24 protein-coding genes and 1 tRNA gene are annotated in these 25,078 nt (G+C 41.0%); 11 read left to right on the top strand and 14 right to left on the bottom strand.

Translation table 11 applies throughout. The features are described 5' to 3' along the window. Window positions 1-8 precede the first annotated feature (8 nt). The 7 genes from OM33_RS08355 to rlmE all read right to left on the bottom strand — a co-directional run bounded on the left by OM33_RS08355 (window position 9) and on the right by rlmE (window position 6,182). Window positions 9-95 (bottom strand) — tRNA-Leu (locus tag OM33_RS08355). 14 nt (window positions 96-109) lie between these two features. Continuing rightward, window positions 110-466: a preprotein translocase subunit SecG gene (gene secG / locus OM33_RS08350; protein ID WP_038640801.1), complete on the bottom strand. Its 357-nt coding sequence runs from the start codon at window positions 464-466 to the stop codon at window positions 110-112. Between the two features lie 2 nt (window positions 467-468). Beyond that, entirely contained in the window at window positions 469-1,218 is a 750-nt protein-coding gene (gene tpiA / locus OM33_RS08345) for a triose-phosphate isomerase (protein WP_038640800.1), read from the bottom strand. Window positions 1,219-1,280: 62 nt separating this feature from the next. Continuing rightward, window positions 1,281-2,639, bottom strand: coding sequence for a phosphoglucosamine mutase (gene glmM, locus OM33_RS08340; protein ID WP_038640798.1), 1,359 nt, complete (start codon window positions 2,637-2,639; stop codon window positions 1,281-1,283). Further along, entirely contained in the window at window positions 2,629-3,477 is an 849-nt protein-coding gene (gene folP / locus OM33_RS08335) for a dihydropteroate synthase (RefSeq protein ID WP_038640796.1), read from the bottom strand. Before folP ends, glmM begins: the two co-directional genes overlap by 11 nt. A 49-nt stretch (window positions 3,478-3,526) precedes the next feature. Continuing rightward, window positions 3,527-5,485, bottom strand: a complete 1,959-nt coding sequence (gene ftsH, locus OM33_RS08330) for an ATP-dependent zinc metalloprotease FtsH (protein ID WP_038640794.1) — start codon at window positions 5,483-5,485, stop codon at window positions 3,527-3,529. A gap of 67 nt (window positions 5,486-5,552) precedes the next feature. Further along, on the bottom strand, window positions 5,553-6,182 hold the full coding sequence (gene rlmE, locus OM33_RS08325; protein ID WP_038640792.1) for a 23S rRNA (uridine(2552)-2'-O)-methyltransferase RlmE: 630 nt from the start codon (window positions 6,180-6,182) through the stop codon (window positions 5,553-5,555). A gap of 86 nt (window positions 6,183-6,268) precedes the next feature. Here rlmE and yhbY point away from each other — a divergent pair, with 86 nt between their 5' ends. After that, complete coding sequence (yhbY, locus tag OM33_RS08320) at window positions 6,269-6,565, top strand: ribosome assembly RNA-binding protein YhbY (protein WP_038640790.1); 297 nt, start codon at window positions 6,269-6,271, stop codon at window positions 6,563-6,565. A gap of 29 nt (window positions 6,566-6,594) precedes the next feature. Here yhbY and OM33_RS08315 read toward each other — a convergent pair whose 3' ends face one another. Next, window positions 6,595-7,746, bottom strand: a complete 1,152-nt coding sequence (locus OM33_RS08315) for a serine hydrolase domain-containing protein (RefSeq protein ID WP_038640788.1) — start codon at window positions 7,744-7,746, stop codon at window positions 6,595-6,597. A 185-nt stretch (window positions 7,747-7,931) separates the two neighbouring features. Here OM33_RS08315 and OM33_RS08310 point away from each other — a divergent pair, with 185 nt between their 5' ends. The 5 genes from OM33_RS08310 (at window position 7,932) to OM33_RS08290 (ending at window position 12,711) form a co-directional block, all read left to right on the top strand. Then, entirely contained in the window at window positions 7,932-8,768 is an 837-nt protein-coding gene (locus OM33_RS08310) for a MipA/OmpV family protein (protein ID WP_038640786.1), read from the top strand. Beyond that, window positions 8,758-9,183, top strand: a complete 426-nt coding sequence (locus OM33_RS08305; RefSeq protein WP_038640784.1) for a DUF3019 domain-containing protein — start codon at window positions 8,758-8,760, stop codon at window positions 9,181-9,183. Before OM33_RS08310 ends, OM33_RS08305 begins: the two co-directional genes overlap by 11 nt. Beyond that, window positions 9,183-9,881 carry a response regulator gene (locus tag OM33_RS08300; RefSeq protein WP_038640783.1) on the top strand — a complete coding sequence of 233 codons (699 nt, stop codon included), beginning with the start codon at window positions 9,183-9,185 and terminating at the stop codon, window positions 9,879-9,881. The genes OM33_RS08305 and OM33_RS08300 overlap by 1 nt, the downstream gene beginning before the upstream one ends. A 3-nt stretch (window positions 9,882-9,884) precedes the next feature. Continuing rightward, window positions 9,885-11,195 (top strand): ATP-binding protein, encoded by a 1,311-nt coding sequence (locus tag OM33_RS08295; protein WP_038640781.1) that lies wholly within the window; start codon window positions 9,885-9,887, stop codon window positions 11,193-11,195. A gap of 166 nt (window positions 11,196-11,361) precedes the next feature. Then, window positions 11,362-12,711 (top strand): sodium-dependent transporter, encoded by a 1,350-nt coding sequence (locus OM33_RS08290; RefSeq protein ID WP_038640780.1) that lies wholly within the window; start codon window positions 11,362-11,364, stop codon window positions 12,709-12,711. A 72-nt stretch (window positions 12,712-12,783) separates the two neighbouring features. Here OM33_RS08290 and OM33_RS08285 read toward each other — a convergent pair whose 3' ends face one another. Continuing rightward, entirely contained in the window at window positions 12,784-13,236 is a 453-nt protein-coding gene (locus OM33_RS08285) for a GNAT family N-acetyltransferase (protein WP_038640778.1), read from the bottom strand. A 53-nt stretch (window positions 13,237-13,289) separates the two neighbouring features. Next, window positions 13,290-14,033, bottom strand: a complete 744-nt coding sequence (locus OM33_RS08280) for a sporulation protein (protein WP_038640776.1) — start codon at window positions 14,031-14,033, stop codon at window positions 13,290-13,292. 137 nt (window positions 14,034-14,170) lie between these two features. On the opposite strand from OM33_RS08280, the gene OM33_RS08275 reads away from it, so the two are divergent. From OM33_RS08275 to OM33_RS08255, 5 genes are all read left to right on the top strand, one after another. Then, the gene (locus OM33_RS08275) at window positions 14,171-14,860 is read left to right on the top strand and encodes a DUF3313 domain-containing protein (protein ID WP_038640775.1); all 690 of its coding nucleotides are present in this window, start codon (window positions 14,171-14,173) and stop codon (window positions 14,858-14,860) included. Window positions 14,861-14,916: 56 nt separating this feature from the next. Next, window positions 14,917-16,506 carry a cation:proton antiporter family protein gene (locus OM33_RS08270; protein ID WP_038640773.1) on the top strand — a complete coding sequence of 530 codons (1,590 nt, stop codon included), beginning with the start codon at window positions 14,917-14,919 and terminating at the stop codon, window positions 16,504-16,506. 94 nt (window positions 16,507-16,600) lie between these two features. Further along, window positions 16,601-16,852, top strand: coding sequence for a hypothetical protein (locus tag OM33_RS08265; RefSeq protein WP_038640772.1), 252 nt, complete (start codon window positions 16,601-16,603; stop codon window positions 16,850-16,852). Between the two features lie 39 nt (window positions 16,853-16,891). Beyond that, a complete protein-coding gene (locus tag OM33_RS08260; RefSeq protein ID WP_038640770.1) occupies window positions 16,892-17,107 on the top strand; it encodes a DUF3820 family protein in 216 nt (71 codons plus the stop codon). 15 nt (window positions 17,108-17,122) lie between these two features. Then, the gene (locus OM33_RS08255; protein ID WP_038640768.1) at window positions 17,123-18,577 is read left to right on the top strand and encodes an aminoacyl-histidine dipeptidase; all 1,455 of its coding nucleotides are present in this window, start codon (window positions 17,123-17,125) and stop codon (window positions 18,575-18,577) included. A 14-nt stretch (window positions 18,578-18,591) separates the two neighbouring features. Here OM33_RS08255 and OM33_RS08250 read toward each other — a convergent pair whose 3' ends face one another. The 4 genes from OM33_RS08250 to OM33_RS08235 form a co-directional block, all read right to left on the bottom strand. After that, a complete protein-coding gene (locus OM33_RS08250; RefSeq protein ID WP_038640765.1) occupies window positions 18,592-19,596 on the bottom strand; it encodes a sterol desaturase family protein in 1,005 nt (334 codons plus the stop codon). 54 nt (window positions 19,597-19,650) lie between these two features. Then, window positions 19,651-21,858 (bottom strand): TonB-dependent receptor family protein, encoded by a 2,208-nt coding sequence (locus OM33_RS08245; protein WP_081991124.1) that lies wholly within the window; start codon window positions 21,856-21,858, stop codon window positions 19,651-19,653. 12 nt (window positions 21,859-21,870) lie between these two features. Then, window positions 21,871-23,154 (bottom strand): imelysin family protein, encoded by a 1,284-nt coding sequence (locus OM33_RS08240; RefSeq protein WP_038640760.1) that lies wholly within the window; start codon window positions 23,152-23,154, stop codon window positions 21,871-21,873. Window positions 23,155-23,243: 89 nt separating this feature from the next. Next, a complete protein-coding gene (locus OM33_RS08235) occupies window positions 23,244-25,034 on the bottom strand; it encodes a DUF4856 domain-containing protein (RefSeq protein ID WP_038640758.1) in 1,791 nt (596 codons plus the stop codon). Between the last annotated feature and the right edge of the window lie 44 nt (window positions 25,035-25,078).

The following is a 25,078-nucleotide window of genomic DNA, read 5'->3' as shown; positions in this document are numbered from 1 at the left end:
TTAAATCATGGTGCGGATGGAGGGACTTGAACCCTCACGTGATTGCTCACACAGCGACCTCAACGCTGCCTGTCTACCAATTCCAGCACATCCGCAAAGATGTTATTTATTAGTTTGGTACGTCGTTGCTTTTATCTTGAGAAGCAGGAACGTCTTTATCTTTTGGATCAGCAACAACCGTTGTCGCAGCTGGTGCGTCAGAAGATAAATCTGACCACTCGTCAGTCTTTTTAATCTGACCAGCTGTTAAGTTACCTAACACAATACTCATAATAAAGAATACTGTAGCTAAGATTGTGGTTGTTTTAGTCATAAAGTTACCAGCACCGCTTGAACCGAATACGGTTGCAGATGCACCAGCACCAAATGATGAACCCATATCAGCACCTTTACCCTGTTGGATTAAAACAAATCCAATTAGAGCAAGCGCTACGATAAGATAAACTACTAATAAAATTTCGTACATTGTTAGCCATTTCCTTTTGCGCTATTACAGATGGCTGCAAAGCTTTCAGCTTTTAGGCTTGCTCCGCCTATTAAACCACCATCTATATCTGGTTGCGCAAATAATTGTTCGCTATTGTTCTCGTTAACACTACCGCCATAAAGCAGTTGTATCTTTGCAGCCAGCTCACTGTTTAACTCAGTCAGCTTGCTGCGAATAAATTTGTGCACAGCTTGTGCTTGTTCAGGCGATGCAGTTTTACCTGTACCAATTGCCCAAACGGGCTCGTATGCTATCACACTATTAGCCAGTGCATCTACACCTAATTTGCCAATAATTGCGTCAATTTGCTGCCAAACAACCTGTTCGGTCAATTCTTGCTCACGCTCTTGTTCGCTTTCACCAACACATAAAATTGGCGTCAATTTATTTTCTTGCGCTTTTGCAAATTTAGCAGCAACGGTTTCGTTGCTTTCACCAAAAATAGCTCGCCTTTCTGAGTGACCAACTAACGTATAATTCGCCCCCAGTGCGTGAACCAATTTGGCATCAACTTCACCAGTGAATGCGCCCGCATTGTTTTCTGATACAGTTTGCGCGCCTGCTTTCATACCCGCATCTAAGGCAGATTTAATTAAAGGAAATGGCGGGAAAACTAAAATATCAACGTCAGACGTATCAATATTTGCGATCGCTGCAGCTAATTCAGAAACCAGTTCAAGTGAACCGTTCATTTTCCAGTTGCCAGCAACCATAGGTTTGCGTAAAGCCATTGCTTACTCCAATTTCGAAAGCGAGCAGGATACTATCCTGACTCGCTAAAAGTTACAAGAGGTTATTGTGCGTTTTCGAGTTGTTTGCTTACAGATTCAACAACATCGGCAATTTTCTTTGAAAAATCGAAAACTTGTTTCTCTTTCTCCGCTTCCACCATTACGCGAATTACGGGTTCAGTACCTGATTTGCGGATAAGCACACGGCCTTTATCACCAAGCTGTTGCTCCACCTCAGCAATTACTGTTTCAACATCGCTGCTTGCAAGCGGCTCTGTACCCTTTGCATAACGTACGTTAATCATATTCATCGGGTACTTAGTAAAGCCTTGGCCTAAATCTTCAAGGGTTTGATTAGTTTCAACCATCGCGGCAAGCACTTGTAAGCTAGAGATAATGCCATCGCCCGTTGAAATACGGTCTAAATTAAGAATATGGCCTGAACTTTCACCGCCAATTTTCCAACCTTTTTGCTTTAGCAGCTCTAAAACATAACGATCACCGACTTTCGAACGTTCAAACTCAACACCGAGTGATTTAAGTGCATTTTCGAGTCCCATATTCGACATTACAGTGCCTACAACGCCCCCACCCAGTTCGCCTTTTTCAAACGCGTACTTGGCAATAATATAAACAATATCATCACCATCGAATACTCGACCTTTGTGATCAACCATCATCACACGATCGCCGTCACCATCGTATGCAATACCAACATCAGCTTTAACTTCAAGTACTTTTTGCACCATGGTATCGACATGTGTCGCACCACATTTTGCGTTGATATTTAAACCATTTGGTTCACATGCTACCTTGATTACCTCAGCACCAAGCTCGCGCATAACGTCTGGCGCTATGTGATAGGTTGCACCGTTGGCACAATCAACTACAATACGTAAGCCTTCGAGTGATAAGGCACTTGGAAATTGACTCTTACAGTATTCAATATAACGACCTGCAGCCGTATCGAGACGTTTTGCTTTACCCAATGACTCGGAAGAAACACACGTCATGTCTTCATCCATCATGGCTTCGATTTCAAGCTCTAATGCATCATCCAGCTTAGTGCCTTGCGATGAGAAAAATTTAATACCGTTATCTTGATATGGGTTGTGCGACGCACTGATCACAATGCCCGCTTCACCGCGAAATGTTTGTGTTAAATATGCAATTGCCGGTGTAGGCATTGGGCCTAGCAAAATAACATCTATGCCCGCGGCAACTAAACCCGCTTCAAGTGAGGTTTCTAATAGGTAACCAGAAATACGAGTGTCTTTTCCAATAATAACTTTTTTGGTGCCTTTTTTAGACAGTACCTTGCCTGCTGCCCAACCCAGTTTTAATGCAAATTCAGGGGTGATTGGATATTGACCTACTTCACCACGGACACCATCGGTGCCAAAATATTTTCTATTGCTCATTTGTAATTCCTTGTTCACAGGCCCGCCAAACATTTAACGCGTCAGCGGTTTCTGTAACATCATGTACACGGATAATCTTAGCGCCCTTTTGCGCGGCAATCAGTGCGCCCGCAATTGAGCCAGCTAAACGCTGATCTACATCGCGTCCTAATAAGTTACCAATCATCGACTTACGCGAAAGTCCAGCAAGTACTTCACACCCCATCATTTTAAACTCGTCTATGTATTTTAAAATATGGTAGTTATGTGCAAGTGTTTTACCAAAGCCAAAACCTGGGTCGAGAATAATTTTATCGCGCGTAATGCCAGCCTTTTCACATTCATTAATCCGCTCGATAAAGAACTGCTTAATGTCGTTAATCACATCTGTATATTGAGGGTTAGCTTGCATGGTACGAGGTTGACCTTGCATATGCATTAAACATACAGGAACACCAAGCGCTGCTGCTGTTGCTAACGCATTTGGCTCTTGCAGTGCCCGAACATCATTGATTATATCCGCCCCAGCATTCACTGCTTGACGCATTACCTCAGCTTTGCTTGTATCGATAGAAATTAGGCAGTCTGACTTCTCTCGAATTGCCTGAATAACAGGGATTACACGTGACAATTCTTCCTCTAATGCAACGTCAGGCGCACCAGGGCGGGTTGATTCACCACCAATATCAATAATAGTTGCGCCATTTTCAAGCATCGCCAACGCGCTAATGACAGCGCTGTCGACATGTTGATAACTGCCGCCATCAGAAAAAGAGTCTGGAGTAAAGTTTAGTATGCCCATGATATGGGTTTGGCTTAGGTCGAGTACCTTGCCGTTTGGTAAATTGATTTTTGACATAGAAATGTAGATTTAAAAAACCCCGAATAAATCGGGGTTTTTAGGGTTGTTAGTTTACCGATGGTTGGTCGGTGTCATCAAGTTTATTTTCAGGTTTTTTATCTGATTCAACCTGTTTTTCTACTTGTGTTGCCTCATCTGTTGTTGCTGCTGCACCAGCGCTTGGCTTGTCGTCGTCTTTGCGATCATGTGCGTCACGCGGTGGACGAACCTCACGGCGAGCCATTAGGTCATCAATTTGCGCTGCATCAATCGTTTCATACTTCATTAATGCATCTTTCATTGCGTGAAGAATATCCATATTTTCTTTTAAGATATCCTCTGCGCGCTGGTAGTTACGATCAGAGAAGTCACGTACTTCAGCATCAATTAGCTTAGCTGTTTCACCAGACATACTCTTATTCTGAGTTTGGCTGCGACCCATGAAAACTTCGCCCTGATCTTCTGAATACAGAAGCGGACCTAATTTTTCACTTAAACCCCATTGGGTAACCATTTTATGGGCAATATCAGTTGCACGCTCAATGTCGTTGCTTGCACCTGTTGTTACTTTATCAGCACCATAAATTAACTCTTCAGCAATTCGGCCACCATAAAGGCTTGAGATCATTGACTCTAAATGTTGCTTAGAGTGACTCACACGATCTTGCTCAGGTAGGTACATAGTGACACCTAGTGCGCGACCACGTGGAATAATAGACACCTTATAAACTGGGTCATGCTCTGGCACTAGACGTCCAACAATTGCGTGACCTGCTTCATGATAAGCTGTCATTTCTTTTTCTTGCTCACTCATAACCATTGACTTGCGCTCTGCGCCCATCATGATTTTATCTTTAGCGGCATCGAATTCAGCCATGCTTACAACACGCTTGTTACCGCGCGCTGCAAATAATGCGGCTTCATTTACTAGATTAGCCAGATCTGCACCTGAAAAACCTGGTGTACCACGCGCGATAACTGCTGGCTCAACATTGTCAGCCAAAGGTACTTTACGCATGTGTACTTTAAGAATTTGTTCACGACCACGAATATCAGGTAGTCCAACAACCACTTGGCGGTCGAAACGACCAGGTCGAAGTAACGCAGGATCTAGTACGTCAGGGCGGTTAGTTGCTGCAATTACAATGATACCTTCGTTGCCTTCAAAGCCATCCATTTCAACAAGCATTTGGTTAAGGGTTTGTTCTCGCTCATCGTGACCACCACCAAGACCTGCGCCACGTTGACGACCTACCGCATCAATTTCATCAATAAAAATAATACAAGGCGCTGCTTTTTTTGCTTGTTCGAACATATCACGTACACGTGATGCACCTACACCAACAAACATCTCAACAAAATCAGAACCTGAAATTGTAAAGAATGGTACCTTTGCTTCACCTGCAACTGCTTTAGCAAGCAAGGTTTTACCTGTACCTGGAGGACCTACCATCAGTACGCCCTTAGGAATGCTACCACCGAGTTTTTGGAACTTTGATGGGTCACGCAAGAAATCAACAAGTTCTGTTACGTCTTCTTTCGCTTCGTCACAACCTGCAACATCGGCAAACGTAGTCTTTACCTGATCTTCGCTCATAAGGCGGGCTTTACTCTTACCGAAAGACATCGCGCCTTTACCGCCACCGCCTTGCATTTGGCGCATAAAGAATATCCATACACCGATAAGTAGTAACATTGGGAACCAAGAGATGAAAATAGTAGCAAGAAGAGATTGTTCTTCAGGCTCTACCCCTTCAACAATTGCACCGCTTTTAATTAATTCATCTACGATATATTGATCGTGCATTGGAATTACAGTTTTAAACTGCTCACCATTTAATTTTGTGCCGTAGACAATACCAGCAGTGCGATCAAATTTTGCTTCGCGGATTTGTTCAGAGCGCGCTTCTTTTACAAACTGCGAATATGCGAGTTGGCGATTAGAACCTTCGCCCGGATTGAAACTCTGGAATACCGACATCAATACAACGGCGATAACCAACCAGAGAATTAAATTTTTAGCCATATCACTCAAGGCATTAACCTCTTGTCTTATCTAATAATGAAAAAATCTTTTAACTATAAATACTGTACTACAGTTTGTAACCTGTCGCTACTATATATACTTCACGTGAGCGTGCTCGCGAAGAGTCTGGCTTGCGAATTTTTACAGTCTTAAAGCTATTACGTAAGTCTTTAACAAATTGATCAAATCCTTCCCCTTGGAAAACTTTTACAGCGAAGTTACCGTTTGGCTTGAGAACTTGATGGCACATATCAAATGCAAGTTCCACTAAATACATGCTACCGGCTTGGTCTGTAACGTTATTTCCGCTCATGTTAGGCGCCATATCTGACATCACTAAATCAACGTTTTTACCGTCAATACGGGTTAATAAAGCATCCAGTACCGCCTCTTCACGGAAGTCACCTTGTAAGAACTCAACCCCTGGTAATGGGTCCATAGGTAAAATGTCACAAGATATTACAGTGCCGTTATCGCCCACTTTATCCGCAGCATATTGCGACCAACCACCCGGAGCGGCACCTAAATCCACAACAGTAAGGCCAGGACGGATTAATTTATCTTTTTTGTCGAGCTCTTCAATTTTAAAATAAGCGCGCGAACGATACCCGAGTTTACGGGCTTCATTGGCATAAACATCATCAAAATGCTCTTTTAACCAGCGTTTTGAACTTGCCGAATGCTTTTTATTAGACATTAAATTCTACTCTAGAATTAGTATTATTCTCTATATGGCGGTAGAATACCCATAATTCAAGATTATTTCTGCGAAATTTACTAAATATGAAGTTATCAAACAAACAAAAGCAGTTTTTAAAAGGCGAAGCACACGCGTTAAACCCAGTTGTTCTTTTAGGTGCAAATGGCTTAACGGAAGGTGTACTTCTCGAAATTGAAAACGCACTGGAAATTCACGAACTCATTAAAGTTAAAGTACCGACTAGCGATCGTGAAACAAAAGCATTGATTTTCGAGGCGATTGTGCGCGAAACAGGTGCTATCAAATTACAAACAATTGGACACATTATTGTGCTTTATAAACAAAGCGAAGATAAGAAAATCCAATTACCAAAGGGCTAACAAGCTCAACGGAATCAAAAAAACGCGCTCTAGGCGCGTTTTTTATTGAATTGTTTTAATGTCAGGTCAAGAAAGTCAGTCGTTAATTCATTTAAAATGCCTGCTTCAGCATTAATCATTAAACTGAAACCTAACTCTAATCGAGGAATTACCAACAGATCTGCTCGGTAGCCTTGCACCCAACCACTGTGATAGTAAATTGTTTCACCTTTATAATCATAAATTCGCCAACCTAATCCATACTGCGCCTTTTTAAGATTTGATCGCCAAACTCGTCGTTTTAACTCTTTTTTAGTATTAATATGAGGTGTTGCCTGTAGCGCTAACGATTCTTTCGATAATACGCTCGGATACTCACCTAACTGCGCTTTTAACCACTGCACCATATCACTGGCACTGGCATTAACGCCGGCAGCTGGCGCAACTTTATAGTAATTAGGTTTTAATTTAGTGGTATACCAACGCTTTCGAGCTCTCACATGAGGATGTGCATAATTGTCATCTTTAACCATTGCCTTCATGCCTAAGCTCGCGTTTTTCATATTGAGTGGTTTAAACAAAAATTCATTAACCCAAGTGTCGTAGTCCATGCTTGTTGATTGCTCAATGACATCGCCAATTAAACTAAACATGACATTTTGATAACCATAACATCTGCCCGGTGAGCAAATTGGCTCAACGTCAGCCAGTTTAGCCTTAATTTTGTCATACGCCATACGTGACTCAATCAAATTATCATAGGCATTGGGTACTAAGCCGCTACTATGGCTTAGCAGATGTGATACGCGTAATTTTTTGTCGCGGCTATGGAAATGAAAGTCAGGCAAGTACTTAGTGACAGTATCATCCAACTGAAGCTGCCCTTGCGTCGCTAACTTGGCGGCTAAAGACCCTGCAAATGTTTTTGATACAGACGCTAAGCGAAAGCGCGTATTGCTATCAACAGGATTTCCACCTACACGCTTTGTTTTACCATAGCCATAAGCAAACTCTCCCCCATCGACTTTGACAACAGAAAGCGCAGCACCTGGAATGCCTTTTTTGCGCAGCTTTTTGACCATGGATTGCTTATAGCTTTTAACAAATTTTTCAAAATCAACACTCTGCCCAGCATTATCAAGGCTGTCAGCAAAGGTGAAAGAATGTACACTCAAGAGGAATGAGAAAAACAAAAACCGCATATATATCGCTATTCTCGGAATAATTACGCACATAGTTTAACAAGCAACACGAATTGATGCAGGAAAAATTGTTAATTTATTTTTAATTGCACACTTACACTACATTTTTTTACATGTGCACTACACATTTATACATATAATACGTATTTTAGTAGCTAGCACTCAGTATCCCTTTTAAAAAAATAATGAACAAACTCACAATCACACTACTTTTTATCGCCATTCTTGTTTCCGCACCAAGCCAGGCCAGTAACCGTCTTTATGCCGACAATACGCTTGAAGCAAGTGATGGCTTTACTTGGGATTGGAGTTTTGGTGCAGGTTACTACATCGATAAGCATTACCTTCAGGGTGTGGATTACCAAGATGGGCTCGAACTAAATATCAATATTGCCATCAATTACGATAAATTTTATTTCGACGTTGATAATTCTCAGTTATCTGGTGGGCTTACAGTGGGTTACAACCTAGTAGATAAATATGATTGGAGTCTCGATTTATTTGCTATCAATGCTCATGAAGGATTTGATCAAACGGGCACTTACTATAATAACGATTTAGTGTTTGAACTTCAGGGAATAAGAGAAAGAGAAAGTGATTTTAATGCTGGCTTTAGACTCACTCGAAAGCAGAAAACACACCAAGTATCTTTTGAATTATTGCAAGACATTTCCGGCGCACACAAAAGCCTGTGGGCCAGTGGTTTTATTAGTACCATTCAAGATTATCGAAATTGGGAGTTTCGCGTTGGCTCTGGTCTCAATATCTATTCATCCGAGTTTACAGGGTATTATTTTGGTGTAGATGCCAGTGAAGCAATTGAAAATGCTAGGCCGATTTATGATCCAAGTGTTGCCTACAGCGTTACCTTTGAATTTCATTCTGAATACCCAATTAATGAAAATTGGGTGTTTTTAGGTGGTTGGTTATCATCTTGGTATTCGAAAGAAATCAGCGACAGTCCACTGATTAGCAACAGTATCACGCACAGAGCTAAGGTTGGCATTCGCTATGTATTTTAACCTTAAGTTTATCTTAATAAAGCTCAAGCTGGCAGCACTTTTCGTTGTCGCTAACGGGAGTTTTGCGAGTACTGAATTACCGGTAAATAACCCGTTTGCTAATCCTGAGCTTGCTATCTTTCCAGAGAAGTGTGTAGCTCTTCGCCAAGGCAAGCACTGTTACACTAAATTGAAGTTTCAATGGCACGCACCTGTTCGCGGCGATTATTGTATTCGCACGGTAAGTGATCAAAAACTCATTCGCTGTTGGTATAACAGCACATTTGGCGAATTAGAAAGCGAATTTAACTCACCTGATGCAAAACGCTATGAACTGGTTGAAATTGGTTCAGGCCAAGTCAGTGAACAAGTAGAAATGAAAGTAAATTGGGTTTACACCAATAAACGTAAAAAGCGTCGATGGAGGCTGTTTTAATGGATGTTGCAAAGAAAATACTATTAGTTGAAGACGACACATCCCTCGCCCAATGGGTGAGTGAGTATTTAGTTGAGCAAGGTTTCGAAGTTGTGTTATGCCAACGTGGCGACGAAGCAGTACAGGCAGTTAAAAAACACAACCCTGATCTAGTACTGCTTGATCTTATGCTACCTGGTAAAGATGGTATGAGTGTGTGCCGAGATCTACGTGTGTTTTTCCACCAGCCAATTATTATGATGACAGCTAAAGGTGACGAAATAGATGAAGTGCTTGGCCTTGAAGTAGGCGCAAGTGATTATGTCATTAAACCTGTTCGTCCGCGTGTTTTGCTGGCTCGCATTAATGCTGTACTCAGAGAAAAACAAGGTAACTCCGATACAAACACCGATGAAATCAGCATTGGCAGTTTACAAATCGATACCCTATCGCGCGATGTATTTATGAATAAAGAAAAGCTTGCGCTGTCTAATGCCGAGTATTCATTATTGTTTTTCTTAGCTTCAAATGCAGATCAAATTCTCGATCGCGATAGTGTGTTTTTAGCCACTAAAGGGCGTGAATACGATGGTTTAGATCGCAGCGTTGATGTCCTTATTTCTGCGCTTCGCAAGAAAATTGGTGATGACCCACAAAGCCCAAATAAAATCAAAACCATTTGGGGGAAAGGCTACTTATTTGTTAGCCAAGCTTGGTAATCAATGAAGAAACTCTATATCAGCCTGATCACAGGTGCATTAATATCATCCTTTATCCTTGGCTGGCTGATAGACTCATTAAGTGCTCCACCCAGTAATCTAGATAATTTTAAACTTGAGAAGCAAGTACTTGCCGGTGTGGTGTCTGAGATGGCTCAACACCCAAGCGACCAACATCAAGCGTGGTTGAACCGCTTTGCTGAATCGAGCCACTTTAGTTTAAGCTATCATGATAATGCGGAATTAGCTTTACCAATTGAACTTCACTCACAATTGCTGATCCCTGGTGGGATTACACTTGAAGATGAATTAGGCTTTTATTTAATTCAAACCAGTGAGGCATTAGCGGATCACCATGTTCAGCTTCGCGTTGAAAAGCCCCCGATGCCTGCTAATCGAACTGATTTATTTTTAACTGTTGGTTTTTATCTTGGCATCTGTATCTTCATGTGGTGGTGGCTTGCGCCATTAACGAAACGTTTGAGTCTGCTGAACAAAGCAACCGCCCAATTTGCCAACGGCAACTTGGATGCGCGCATCAACTTAACTGGGCTTAGTTATATCCGCGAACTTGAAACCAGTTACAATCGAATGGCTGACCAAATTCAGCAATTGATTGAAGAAAACCAGTTATTAGCATCAAGTATGTCTCACGACATTCGCACGCCGCTTGCTTGCCTAAGATTTGGCCTAGATGCAGCAATTGACAGTCATGACTCTGAAAAAATTAAGCATTATCTGGCGCGAATGGAAGGTGATTTGGATCAGATGGAGTCGATGCTTAATCGTTATTTAGAGTATGCAACCTTAGAGCAAAAATCATATCAGATTTCACCAACATCGATCTCCAGTTCAGAGTTATTTGAGAACTGTGTCCATCAAGTAGCACCCAAACTACAAGCACAATCAATCAAATTAGATATAAAAGCAGAAGATTATCTACTGTATGTTGACCCTCACTGGTTAGCACGCGCTATTGTGAATTTACTTAGTAACGCGACTGATTTTGCCAAAACACGTATTACTATCAGCACCACTCAAACACACAGCGATACCTATATAGAGATTGAAGATGACGGTCCAGGCATTGATGAAGAAAACCTCGATAACGTATTGAAACCCTTTTTTCAGCAAGAAAGTCACCGTAACCGCGCAGCCAAAAATTTTGGCTTAGGACTGGCAATTGTAGCAAAAGTGATAGCTTGGCATTTTGGTGAAATTAAAGTGTCGCGCTCTAAGTCACTAGGGGGTGCAAAGTTTACTTTACGCCTGCCTCATCGCTGTCATTTAAAAAACAAAACAGGCACTTGGTAAGATTGCCAAGAGTTAGCTGATGAATTTAATTATTTCACACGCTTAATGATGCTAACGCCAGGTTTACATTTTTTTAAATCAATTGATCCAAATCAAGCAAAGTCACTCTATTAATTTATTTCAATTTACAGTAGATTGGGCGGCAAATTAATAACGAGAAAAATATATGGGTGCTTCACGTGGAGAGTTTACCTCTCGACTCGGTTTTATTATGGCTGCCGCAGGTAGCGCGGTAGGTCTTGGCAACATTTGGGGATTCCCAACACAAACTGCAACAAATGGTGGTGCAGCATTTGTTTTAGTTTATTTAATATTAGCGTTTTGTTTAGCCTACCCTGCTTTTATGGCTGAGATCCTGATTGGACGCTACGGCCAAGCAAATGCGGTGACTTCATTAGAAAAGATATCTCGCACGCAAATGCAAAAAAGGTTTGCGTTTATTGTGGGTTTTGGCGGGATTGTATGTGCTGCCCTAATTTTAAGCTTTTATGGTATTTTAGCAGGCTGGATGACATCTTATGCCGTTGAGTCTGGCGCCACTATTATTGGCGCTACAAGTGTTGCTGAATGGGCTGTAAGTGACAGCATTGCACGTAATATCTTCTTCTGTGCTGTGTTTATGTTTTTAACGGTCATTATTATTCGTAATGGCGTTGAAGACGGTATAGAAAAATGGTCAAAACGTTTAATGCCCGCAATGATTGGCCTGCTAATCCTACTTATAATTTACGTATTAACACTTGATGGCGCTGATAAAGGCTTAGAAGCCTATCTGAACCCTGATATTTCACGTGTTCTTGATCCAGACTTACTCATAAGCGCACTTGGTCAAGCATTCTTCTCATTGTCACTGGGTACAAGTGTCATGGTTATTTACGGCTCCTATATCTCTAAAAAAGAGAACATGGTAACTATCGGTGCGCAAGTGACCTTTATCGATGTATCGATTGCGTTTTTAGCTGGTTTGCTTGTTATTCCAGCAATGTATGTTGCATTAGAACAAGGTGTTCAAATTTTCGCGGAAGATGGTAGCTTGCTCGCTGGCCCTACTCTCGTCTTCCAAGTATTACCTAGCTTGTTCGATTCAATGGGGCAACTAGGTGTATTTGTTGGCTTAGCTTTCTTTATTTTAATGTCGATTGCCGCACTAACATCTTCAATTTCGATGTTAGAAGGCCCTGTTTCTTTCTTAGTAGAACGCCATAATATTGAGCGTAAAACAGCAACAACATGGACAGGAATCGGTATTCTCGCCATTAGTTTCGTGATTATCTTTAACATTGGTACCATGCTTGATTTTGTTGCAACGTTAGCAACAGAATATGGCCAACCAATCATTGCGATGCTGTGCTGTGTATTTGCAGGTTGGATTTGGCAACGTAACTCTCTGATTGAAGAAATTAAACAGGGTAATGAACAGGTTGAATCAACGCTATTTTGGAAAATTTGGCCTTGGTATACTAAGTTTGTCTGCCCATTGGCAATTGCAGCGGTGTTTATTCATTCATTTATCTAAACACAAAGAAAAGCCGATGACGTGCATCGGCTTTTTATGTTTATATCTTAGTAAATTAAAGGTTTCGCATAACTAAACAGCAATCATATGAATATGTGGAATACCATCTTCTAAATATTGTTCCCCAACAATTTTAAAGCCTTGAGCCTCATAAAAGTCAGTTAAGTAGCACTGCGCTGAAATCTCAATGCCATTATCAGGCCAATGACTAACACAAATATCTTTAGCAAGGGACACAACAGCCTGTGCTAAACCTTTTCCGCGATGAGACTGTTTAACCAGTACACGACCAATTGCAGCACTGTTTTCATAACTTGTATTGGGTGCTAAACAACGTGCATAGGCCACAAGTTCATTGTTGTCATAGCCTAAAATATGTTGTGTTTGTTGTGCTGTGTCTAATCCATCAAGCTCTTCATACGGACAATTTTGCTCAACGACAAATACATCCACTCTGAGCTTCATTAAGTTGTATAACTCGAGTGCCGACAGTTCATTAAACGATTTACTGTAAAATTTCGTCATATTATTTACTCACAAAAAAAGGGGCAAGAGCCCCTTTTCAATTCTTAAACTAATTAACCAAAAATATGCTCTAGCTGATCGCAAATTTGGCTTAAATTTACCTGATCGTGCTCAATTGTTAGGTCAACATAACCATCAGAGCCAAACATGCGATCAATTTCAATCAATACATGCGTTTTGTGCGCTTCTGGTACAAATGAAAGCTCCACCTCTTTCGGACCAAATACTTTCAAACCAGCCGGTTTATATTCTAACTCTTGATAGCACCCAGAAGTTGAATTGAAGTTTGAGGTACGCAGGTAGCCTTTTTCAACATCACTTTTAACTAGTTTGTAACCTAGCTTTTCCATTGCCTGCATAAACGCTTTCACGGCCTCGTTAGGATATACATAAACTGGGTCACGATCAGTCGCATCAAGGGCAAAATCAATGTTTAACCCAGTTGCAATCCACACCACACTCTGATTTAAACCCTGGGAGATTTGCGTAATCGGTGTCTCAGAATGAAGGCGTGCTTCAAACGGGATACGCAATTCTTCCCCTGGGGTTAAGGTACGCTGATCAACAATCGACCACTTCTCTAGCACATGATCCGCAAAGTAATCACCCTCGTCCGATTCAACCTTTACCTTGGTCATTAGGGCGAGTTCTAACCCTGAAATATCTTGCTCTACATCACCCGCAGTAATAATTACTTCTGCTGAAAACTTTTGCCCTGGCTGTAAATGCTCAGTATGTAGCACAGTATCCACTTTTGCCGCACCAATACCGATAGATGCGAGAACTTTTTTGAACATATAACTCACCTTGTTCTTTATACTTATAATGCATATTAACCATAATTTTTCATGCTTGTCAGTTAAAATTTTCGTTGTTAAGAGCTGATTAAGTTTGCATTGCTATGATGCGATTTTTGTTCACTCCTAGATTGATTATGTATTCATCAAAACTGTTTATAAAAAGTGCTGTTCTTTTACTGTTAACGGGTTGTTCTCTAACTACAAAAGACATTAAAAATGGCTACTTAGCCAGTTATAGTAACCTGACCACCTTAGCGGATGAAAATACTGGATATCATCAGCGCTGGGTATCTCGAGATATCTCTCGAAAACTGGCCCCTTTCGAACCTGAATCGGTCTACATTGCCCCTGTAATTTACTACCCACAGCTGCAGCATCACGAGCAAATTGATCATCAGGCTGCGACAAAGTTACAACGTTATTTAGATATGCGAATGAAATATATTGTTTCACAATATTTTCCTATCTCTCCTGTAAAAGGTGAGAATGTAATGGTGATTGAACCCGCTATCACGGCAGTAAAGATTTCGTTGGAAGATTTATCTCCACTTGAAGTAATCCCATTTCGTGCTGTTATCTCTGCGGTAAATTTATCCTTGGGTGGACGAGACCGTGATGTCGAAATACGCCTTGAAACGAAAATTAAAAATGGCTTAAACGATAAGTTGCTTGCCACTTCAGTGCTTGGCGGACAAGGTTTACAAATAGAAAATAGTAGTGAAAAGCTCTCATTAAGCCATCTAACACAGTTAATTGAAAGCTGGTGTTTTGCGTGGGATCAACAACTAAAGGCTTATAAGCAGAGACTGGACGAGAATGCATAGCGCGCTACACTGTTTTTAGTTACACTCTGGTTAACTGAGAATTAAAAAAATATCCCATGGAATTATTGTTTTACGCAACCGCCTTCATCTGTGGCTTTGTTATTTTACAGTTTAAGTTACCACCCTTGATCGGTTTCTTATGCGCAGGCTTTATTTTAAACATCGCGGGCTATCAAAGTACCGCTTTACTTGAGCAAATGGCAAACCTTGGGGTTACGCTATTGCTCTTTAGCATTGGTTTAAAACTTAAAATTGGCAACTTAGTAAAAGCCCAAGTGTGGGGGCCTGCCACATTACATATTGTGCTGTGTAGTTTATTATTCTGGGGATCCCTGCTTGGACTAAGCTGGCTAAAATTACCCCTATTTTCGGAGCTATCAACGCAATCGGCCGCAATATTAGCGTTTGCACTAAGCTTCTCATCAACTGTTTTCGCTGTAAAGGTATTAGAAGAACGCGGTGAAATGAGCAGTTTGCACGGAAAAGTAGCCATTGGTATTCTAGTCATGCAGGATATCTTCGCCGTTGTTTTTCTAGCTATCAGCACAGGTAAGATCCCAAACTACTGGGCAATTGCACTTGTTTGCGCACTCCCTCTTGTAAGGCCTGCGTTTTATTGGATGCTTGGCCGTTCAAAACACGGTGAAGTACTGCCTCTTTTCGGCTTTTTCTTTGCACTTGTGGTTGGTTACCATGCATTTGAATTTGCGGGTTTAAAAGGTGATTTAGGTGCATTGATTATTGGTATGATTTTAGCGCCTCACAAAAAAGCAGGTGAACTTTCAAAAGCCTTATTAAGTTTTAAGGATCTCTTCTTAGTCGGCTTCTTTTTAACAATTGGTCTCAATGCAGAGCTAACGTTACATGCGCTGATGGTCGCCACCATTTTAATCCTGGTGTTACCACTTAAGATCCTACTGTATTACGTTCTAACCAATGCATTTCATTTGCGCGCGCGCACATCCCTACTCGGTGCATTTTCGCTATCAAATTACAGTGAATTTGGTTTAATTGTTTGTGCCTTAGCGGTATCGAGTGGCTGGCTCACCGGTGAATGGCTAGCAGTAGTGGCTATTGCGGTATCAATTACATTTATTGCGGCGTCTCCACTTAACAAAAAATCAAATGAGTTGTATGTCAAATTCGAAAACTACTTATTAAAGTTTGAGTCTGAAAAACGCCTCGCTGAAGAAATGCCAGTGAATTTAAATCAAACAAAAATTCTTATTTTTGGTATGGGCCGTGTCGGAACGGGTGCATATGAAACCATTGCACAAACGTATCCGAACTCTGTTGCAGGTGTGGATATCAACCCTGAAACGGTAGAAAGACATACTAATCGCGGTCGATTTGCCATTCTTGCCGATGCAACTGACCCCGACTTTTGGAATCGAATCAATCACTCTGAAGTAGAAATGGTAATGCTTGCAATGCCCAAACATGCTCAGAATATATTTGCTTTGGAGCGCCTAAAAGCATCGGGCTTTACCGGGCAAGTAACAGCTATTGCCAATTACCCCGATCAACAAAAAGAGCTTGAAGATATGGGTGTACACTCAACGTTTAACTTCTATCTAGAAGCGGGTAGCGGTTTTGCAGAGCACGTAAAAGAAAAAGTATTTTCTATACCGAATTCACAAAGGTAATTAAGGTAACTATTACGTTCGTTTACATTTTTGAAACACAACACTAGGTTATTCGGGGTAAAATTTAGACAAATGTACCCTGAACGACCTAGCTATGCATCAAAAAAATAAAAACAAAGCATTCTCCTCTGACTTACTAGAGTACATTAGTGATGAATTGGAGTACCTAGACGCCGATTTTGCCAAGCTTACTTTCTACACCCTACTTCTCGACAAATACGCTGTGCCGCAGGATCATGCGCTTCGCAAAAGCCCCCAACACCATTTACCAGTCGACCAACTGAGTATTTTGTTGCGTGAAAAAGGCTTTACGCCATCAAAACAGATCAAAACTCAGATTCACTAGGGTATACTTGGCTCTGACATTCACAACACTACTTTATGTATGCTTGCAGACAAACAAGCGTTGTTAGACGCTATCAATCAGCCAATGCCATTTGGTAAATATGCTGGCTGTCCTCTCTTAAAACTCCCAGAACCTTACTTAGTGTGGTTCAAACAAAAAGGTTTTCCTGAAGGAAAGCTTGGTCAGCAACTCGCATTAATATATGAAGTAAAACGTAATGGCCTTGAAAAAGTGTTAATGCCATTGCTCAAGTAACAACAAGGAAACACAGTGATGCAACTCTCTCAATTATCGCCACAACCGCTGTGGCAAATTTTCGAAAAAATATGCAGTATTCCTCACCCGAGTAAACACGAACAAAAAATATCAGCATGGATCCAACAATTTGCCACTGACCTTGGTCTTGATGTTAAAGAAGACAAGGTTGGAAATTTAATCATTAAAAAGCCAGCGACAACAGGAATGGAAAATCGCAAAGGTGTTATTTTACAAGCGCATATGGATATGGTGCCGCAAAAAAATAACGATAAACAACATGATTTTGTAAACGACCCTATTGAAGCCTACGTTGACGGCGAATGGGTAACTGCCAATGGTACAACCCTAGGAGCAGATAACGGTATTGGCCTTGCCGCCAGTTTAGCTGTACTGCAAAGTGCAGACATTAAACATGGTCCGCTTGAAGTATTAGTTACTATAGACGAAGAAGCCGGTATGACTGGCGCTTTTGGTTTAGAAGCAGGCTGGCTTGATGGTGAAATTTTACTTAATACCGACTCAGAAGACGAAGGCGAAGTTTACATGGGTTGTGCAGGTGGTATTGATGTAAACATTGAATTACCCGTTGAGTGGGAAACCACAGATGCAACTAAAGCGGCAATTAACGTATCTCTTAATGGCTTAAAAGGTGGTCATTCTGGTGTTGATATTCACCTTGGTCGCGGCAATGCCAATAAGTTGCTTGTTAGAATGTTAAGCTTACTAGATATTGACTATTCAATTGCAAGTATTCAAGGTGGATCGCTTAGAAATGCAATCCCCCGCGAAGCTGAAGTCACCCTAATCATTGATCACCAAGATAAAGCAGCCCTAAACACAGCATTAAACAATATTAATCGCTTATTCCTTGCCGAGTTAAGTAAGATAGAGCCTAATATTTTAATTTCTATTAATGATGTTGAACTGCCTGAAAAGCAACTTGCTAAAGTGTCACAAACTGCGGTAATTAACAGCATTAATGGCTGTGTTAATGGTGTAATTCGCATGAGCGATACCATTGAGGGCATCGTTGAAACCTCAACTAACCTGGGTGTGGTATTAACCAAAGACAATCATATTAGTGTTAAATGTCTTGTACGTTCATTAATTGATAGCGCGCGCACAAATACACAAAATATGATTGCATCGACCTTTACGCTTGCTGGTGCAAGCGTTACCTTCACTGGCGCTTATCCTGGTTGGGAGCCAAAAGACGACTCACAGATTAAAGATATTTTACGAGAAACGTATCAAGGCATGTTTGGCTCATTGCCTAAAATTATGGTGATCCACGCGGGTCTTGAGTGTGGTTTATTTAAAGATGCCTATCCGCATTGGGATATGGTGTCATTTGGCCCAACGATTCGATTCCCTCATTCGCCAGATGAAAAGGTGAAAATCGACACGGTTGAGCCTTTCTTTAACCTATTAGTTGAAGTGCTTGGTAATATCCCAAACAAAGCATAAAACAAAAACGCGCATTAGCCGCGCGTTTTATCCGTATGTTTATTGAGGCGTAATTTAGTTACGCCTTTTTTGACGCTGAGATTTAATGATTTGGCTGATTCAATAAACGGTTTTGTATAAATTGCAAAAAGTGAGTCATGACCACAATCATATTGGCCAACACCTATCGAAATTTTACCCACTTCAGATGCCTTAATTAGGGTCCCAGTCATTCTGTCCCAAATCGCAAGTGCTGAGCCAAGATTAGTATCAAAGTGTTGGGGATTATCACTATGATGAATTTGATGCTGTGCTGGGCTAATAAATATCCCCTCTAGCTTATCACCCCAAGACAACCAAATATGTGAGTGACGTAAATTGGAACCAAATAAATTAAACAAAAAGACAAATACATTGGCGCCAAGCACATCAAACATGCTAATGGCATCGGCAAACAAGTAATACCCTATTCCGACTGCAGTGCCCTGCACGATTGCCATACGACACGCGTATAAATAACTCTCAACAGGGTGCGAACGATAAATGGTAAACGGTGTAAGTACTTTGGCACTGTGGTGTACTTTGTGAAACTCCCATAAAAATGGGACTTTATGTAGCGCGTAATGCAGTAAAAAACGCGTAAAATCGTCGATTATAAAAAGTAAAAATGTAAAAAAGGTAATGATTTGCCATTTCGCAAGTGCTATTGGCTCGATATGACCAAATGACCATTCCAACAAATCACTTAATGCAATAGCAATCGGTGCCATGGTCAATACAATTGGACCAAATAATAATGCTTTTAACAGTTTGTTCGCAACCCAAAGGGCGTAATCTTGCTTAGCACTCTTAGCAAGCCAAACAGATTTAGGAAAAAGAAACTTTAGAAAGCCAACAGGGCTTCGTTTAGTGGAAGCGGCGAAATATACGGGTAATGCCAAAGCCACCGCACTTAATAAATAAATATAAAAAATGCGCTTGTTAGCATCACTAAAATAACTCGGTAATTCGCTTAAACTTTTAGTAAGTAGTTCTAACACAACAGTTCCTACAAAAAAGGGGCAAAATGCCCCTTAATCGCAATGTCAAAAAAGTTAGAATTGGTATTTATATCCAATTACAAACTGTCTTGGTTTGCTTGGTCTTGCACCATATGGGCGACGGCTGACAATATAAGCTTCATCAGTTAAGTTATCAACTTTACCATAGATACGGCCGTATTCGCCAAGATCGTAGCTCGCTGAAAGGTCAATAATGAGACTAGCGTCAGTCTTAACACCCTCTAGAGTATTAACGCCAACTGGTTTATCAACAACTTCACCTGCAACTTCTTTCATTTCACTGACATATTTGAAATTAAGATTGGTTTCCCAATTATTTGCAGCAAGGCCAATTTCAAAGTTCAGTTGATGATCAGGAAGGTAAGGAAGTGAATCTCCCGCTTCAACTTTACCCCATTGCACAAAGTCAGAATTTAAATCATTTTGAAACTCAGATTTTGTATAGGTATAAGTAAAGCTATACGGCATATCGAATTGCGTGCTGATTGGATAGCTTTGCGCAAGTTGCGCTTCCACACCATACACATTCACTTCGCCACCGTTAAACTCTTGGTCAAGTTCCTCATCAATGCCGCAGCTTGATTGTGAGCAACTTTCTTTTAAGTTGCTGTAGTCATTAAAAAAGCTAACAATTTCAAAGTTAGTTGCCCCATCATTAAAACGGCCACCAAATTCGTAATTAATGCTCTTTTCAACTTCAATCTCTGAGTCTTGTTTTGGGCTGCTTGGTACAAAGCCTTGGTGCACACCAAAAAGAACACCTGCATTTTCGGTCAGTTGATAAAACCCACTGACACCCGGTAACCAAATGGTTGTCGATTTACGTTGCCAATCATCTTTATCAACCGTGTCGGTATAGAACATATCCATGTCTTCACCGCGCACACCCGCAGATACCGTTAAGTCACCGAACTTAACCGTGTCTTCAATGTAAATAGATAAAGCTTCTGTACTTTCAATGTTTTGCGTTGTAAATACTTTCGCTTCTTCGGTTCTCACTGCAAAACCGTCCGTCATTGCATATTTTTCTTCGAAGTGCTTACGCTCAATTTCATCTTCGTGGTAACGCACGCCCACTGATAATTGATGATCAAGATTCAATAGTGAGAAATTATAATCTGCATCAATTTGAAGACCTTGCGAATAGTATTCACGATCATTGGTGCCCATCACCAAAAACATGGCATTAGAGCCTGCTTCAACAGAATTTTGCTGGCCCGATATCACGTTGTATTCACGTTCGTAATATAGCGGATCGGTCATAATATCTGATAAACTTGCATTTGAGCCTGTTAATTTTCCAAGCTTACGCCATGCACGCTCATAATCGTTACGATACAAACGTGTGGTCATTGAAAACACATCATTTGTTACATTATGAGTAAACATAAACTGCGAATGCTCAGTATCCATATTGGCAGGCTGTGATGCAGCATAGCGACGGTAAGGGTTCGCTTTAAAATCAGCGTCAGTTAAACCCAAATAGGTTTCATCTGAGTTTTCATCGGCATACGAAAGCTTAAATTCAAAACTTTGATCAAACTGTTCACCATCAAGTAAATATTTGGTTTTGAATAAGAAGTCATTTTTTTCAAAGCCTGAATCGCCACCATTGTCGATTTCTTTAAAGCCATCCGCTTGCAGGCGTACTGCTTCAACTAACACACCTAAATTTTTACTGACGTCAGTGCCAAAATAACCATGCGCTTTAGCATAACCATCACTGCCCGCGGCAATATCAATCCCTGCAGTAAGTTCAAAAGGTACTTGGCGTGTTACCATATTTAGCGCGCCTGCCACAGTTTGCGGCCCATGTTTAATTGCTGCAGGACCTTTAAAGACCTCTACAGCCGTCATACGCGTGGTAACAGGGAAATAATATGCTGCTGCGGCTGAATATGGCGCCGGGCCAATTAACACACCGTCTTCTAAAATAGTTACTTTTTTACTGCGCTCTGGTGTTACACCACGAAAACCAATGTTTGGACGTAAGCCATAACCATCTTCTTCACGAATATTTACACCCGGTACTTTAGCCAAAATACGGTGAATATCATCGTATTCATATTTTTCTAATTCGACTTCGGAGAGCAGTGTTGCAGAGCCTGACTCAGTGCGAAGCTTATCACCATGACTAATTATTGTTATGTGCTCAATATCATCTTTATTGGCTTTTTGCTCATCAGCTAAAACAGGTGTGGTGCAACTTGCAATTGCTAATGCTAATAGTGTTTTTTTCATGTTCATAAAGCTCTAGTCATTATCACCAGCGGAAGATTTTGGTAGCTCAAGGGCAAGCTTATTTATAAAATCATGTTTAAGTTGATCGGTCACATCCTTTACTTTGGCATGTGTCTGTTCAACTTTTTCTTTTTCACTTACTAGCGCTTGCTGAAGTGAACCATTAATTGACTCAATTACCTGATTAGATTCTTGTAGGCCTGTTAACATCGCATCTTTGGTGTCCGCTCCTTCTTCCTCAACAAGAAAATCATCAAAGCCTGTGGTGTTACCTTCAACCGAACCATTGCCTGTAAAGAGTTTTTCAAAAGCCGCTAAATTTGCTTGGATATTAGCTAATGACTGCGCAGCGATTGGCGATTCAACGTCCTGAGGACACGCTTCTAAACCACATGAGTTACTCTCATAACCAAGAGGAATCCCTAGCTTTTTATCTTTTACTTCTTCTGTTAAGTAAAATAATGCGTCAGAGATTACATTGACCGCCTGGTGAGCAGAATCGAAGCTACTGCCAACCTCGCCTGCATTTTTAAGCGTCATTGCATAACCCGTGTCACCATTCCATTTGTCTAAAAGCACTTGGCTGTTATCAACAAGGTCACTTGCCACTTCAACAGCGAATTCACAACGTGCAATACGACGCTCACTATCCGTTCTGTTATTCCAATCAGCAAGTGCATCATTAGCAATCGAACAGCTGTGATTTAATTGTTCAGAGAAAAGGAGGTGCTCGAGACTTACCAGGCCACGGCGAGTTGCCGTGCGCTGCTTAATATCATAAGGCCTGTTTGAATCTAAATTAATTACACCATCTTCAAAATATGCCGTATCTTGATCGACGCCACATAAACTTTTCGCAGGCCATGAATAAATTAAATTACGCAGCTCACCTTCATTCTCAACCAGCGGACCCATTTGCATCACTTCTGCATGTTGCCAAAGGGTTGTGGTATCTCGCCAACTAGTTTGCGCATTTGTTAACGCATCAAGTCGTTGCTCTTCTGATGCTTCGCCGAGTGCAGCTGCTTTTTCAACTGAACAATACTGGCTTAACGTTGCATGATTTGCAGTAGCTTGCTGGTTAAAGGCTGTAAATGTTGGAGTAATTACATTATCAACTAAATTGGCAACCAAGGCTTTTTCGTCAAAATTGGTACCACCGCCATTACCTGGGTCAGTTGTGCCACCGCCGAAATTTGGGCCTTGCGTACTTGTTGTGTCTTCAGAGCATGCAGCTAAAGTGAGAACTAAAGAGGTCGCAAGTGCTATCGGTTTAAGTTTTGCGGATATCAACATAAATTTATCCTAAAATCTCGAATAATAAATACAGCAAAAGGTTAGTGACCTAAGTCACTAACCTTTTATTAATTTAAGCGTTTTTTAAATTACCAGTTTTCAGAGTTCGCGTCTTCAAAATCAAACGCATCATCTAAAATATCGCGCGCTGCAATTAATTGTGCTTTGTACTGTGCAAATGCATCAGCGTCAGCAAGTACTGGCATGTCGCCGAATAAGTCATGCATTTCCACAAATTTTGCTTCACCTACAGTATCTTTCTTCGGATTCGACTCATGATTTGCAAACGGTGAATATGGGTTGAATTGGAAGTTAAGAGCAAAGCCTTTCATTTCACCCCAATGCTTTGCATAGTTTGCAAATTCTGCCGAGGTATATTCACCGTCTTCAATGTTTTCAATATCAGCAATCACGTCGTTAATGTAATGAACAACTGTTGCAGCAATTGCTTTTTCCCACGCATTTACAGCTTGGAAAACATGCTCGCGGAATTTAGCTTGGTCGTCAGCTGAGAACTCGCTTAGGTCTGAACCATGGTTATCAGTAATCATTTTACGACCAGCAATAAAGTGAAGCATTGCCTGCGCCGTTAGGTCAGTTGTTACCGTTGCGCCAAGGTCACGTTTTGCTGCATTTGAAGAGTTGCCCCATACAAACTCTGACGCCAGATCGATTACACCATCAAGGTTCGTGTCGTTTTTGCCTTGGTAGTCTTCACGGCCACCTTTTTTCGCAATTTCTTCATCTGAGTATTCAAGGTAGTTTCGCGCAGCGCCAAAGTAGCCGAAACCTTCATCAAATTGGTGCTCAAGAGCTGTGTATTTTGCTGACTCTTTCTGCGCTACTTTATTGTCTGTCTCAAGACCTTCACCAAGGTAGTCATCAGCACCTTGTGAGAACATTAGTGCACCTAAGGTATGCTTTTGAACTAGTTGAACTAAATCTAAACCTTCAGGTGTGATGTAGGCATGCGCAATTGCTACGCCATTTGCATCAACTAATGCTTCACCTGCGTTTACTTTTTCAATTTGAGCAATAAATAAATCAAAGTAATGCTCAACTAAGCCTTCAGGCGTTGCAGCGCGTGTACCGAAATCATTCCAGCCTTTGAACGTGCCAGCTACTAACCAATCCTGATACATTTTGCTTGCATCATTACCTGCAATTTTGCCACTTAACTCTTTGCCTGTGCTTGAAATTTCAGAAAATGACTTTTGCTTATAAGCTGATAAATCTGAGCCTAGATGAGAAATAGATGAGTCTGCAACCGCCGCATAATCACCCCAAAGTGCATCTAGTTTAGCTCTTACATCAGCAGCCATAATGCCATTAGTCTCGATGTACTCAACTGACATTAAACCCATGTAGTGTTTGATTTCTGCCGAAAGTGCATGACGCGCAGTTTGACCTGTGTAAGAAACTGAAGAACCCTCACCTAGTTTTGAATTAAATTCATAGGTATTTACGCCAGCAACCGCATCAACATCAGCTACATTAAGCGTTAAGTCTTTTGTGAAAGTTAAGCCATCTGCATCAGTTACAGTTACGCTCACAGTAACTTCTGTTTCTTGTTCAAAGTTAATCGCTAAATGATTTTTAACTTTAAGTTCACCATCAACAATTTCAAAACGTTCATCAGAAACAGTGAATGTATGTCCGCTTGTTGCATCATCAGTTGCAGTTAATGCACCAACAACTACACCCAGTGTATCTTCAGTAATCATAGATGTAGAAACTTGAATATCAGTAGGTGCTTGATTTGTAGGAGGCGTTACCGGTGTTTCACCAGAGTCTTTACTATCACTACCACCACAACCAGTTAAACCAATTGCCGCTGCAAGTACAGCAGATGCTAATGCAGATTTGCGAAGATTAATCATTGTTAGACCTATTAAATAATTTTTATTAGTGAAGATTTTTAAAC

This window comes from Pseudoalteromonas piratica, from assembly GCF_000788395.1.
GTDB classification, from domain to species: domain Bacteria; phylum Pseudomonadota; class Gammaproteobacteria; order Enterobacterales; family Alteromonadaceae; genus Pseudoalteromonas; species Pseudoalteromonas piratica.
This window is presented reverse-complemented; position numbering and strand designations above follow the sequence as displayed.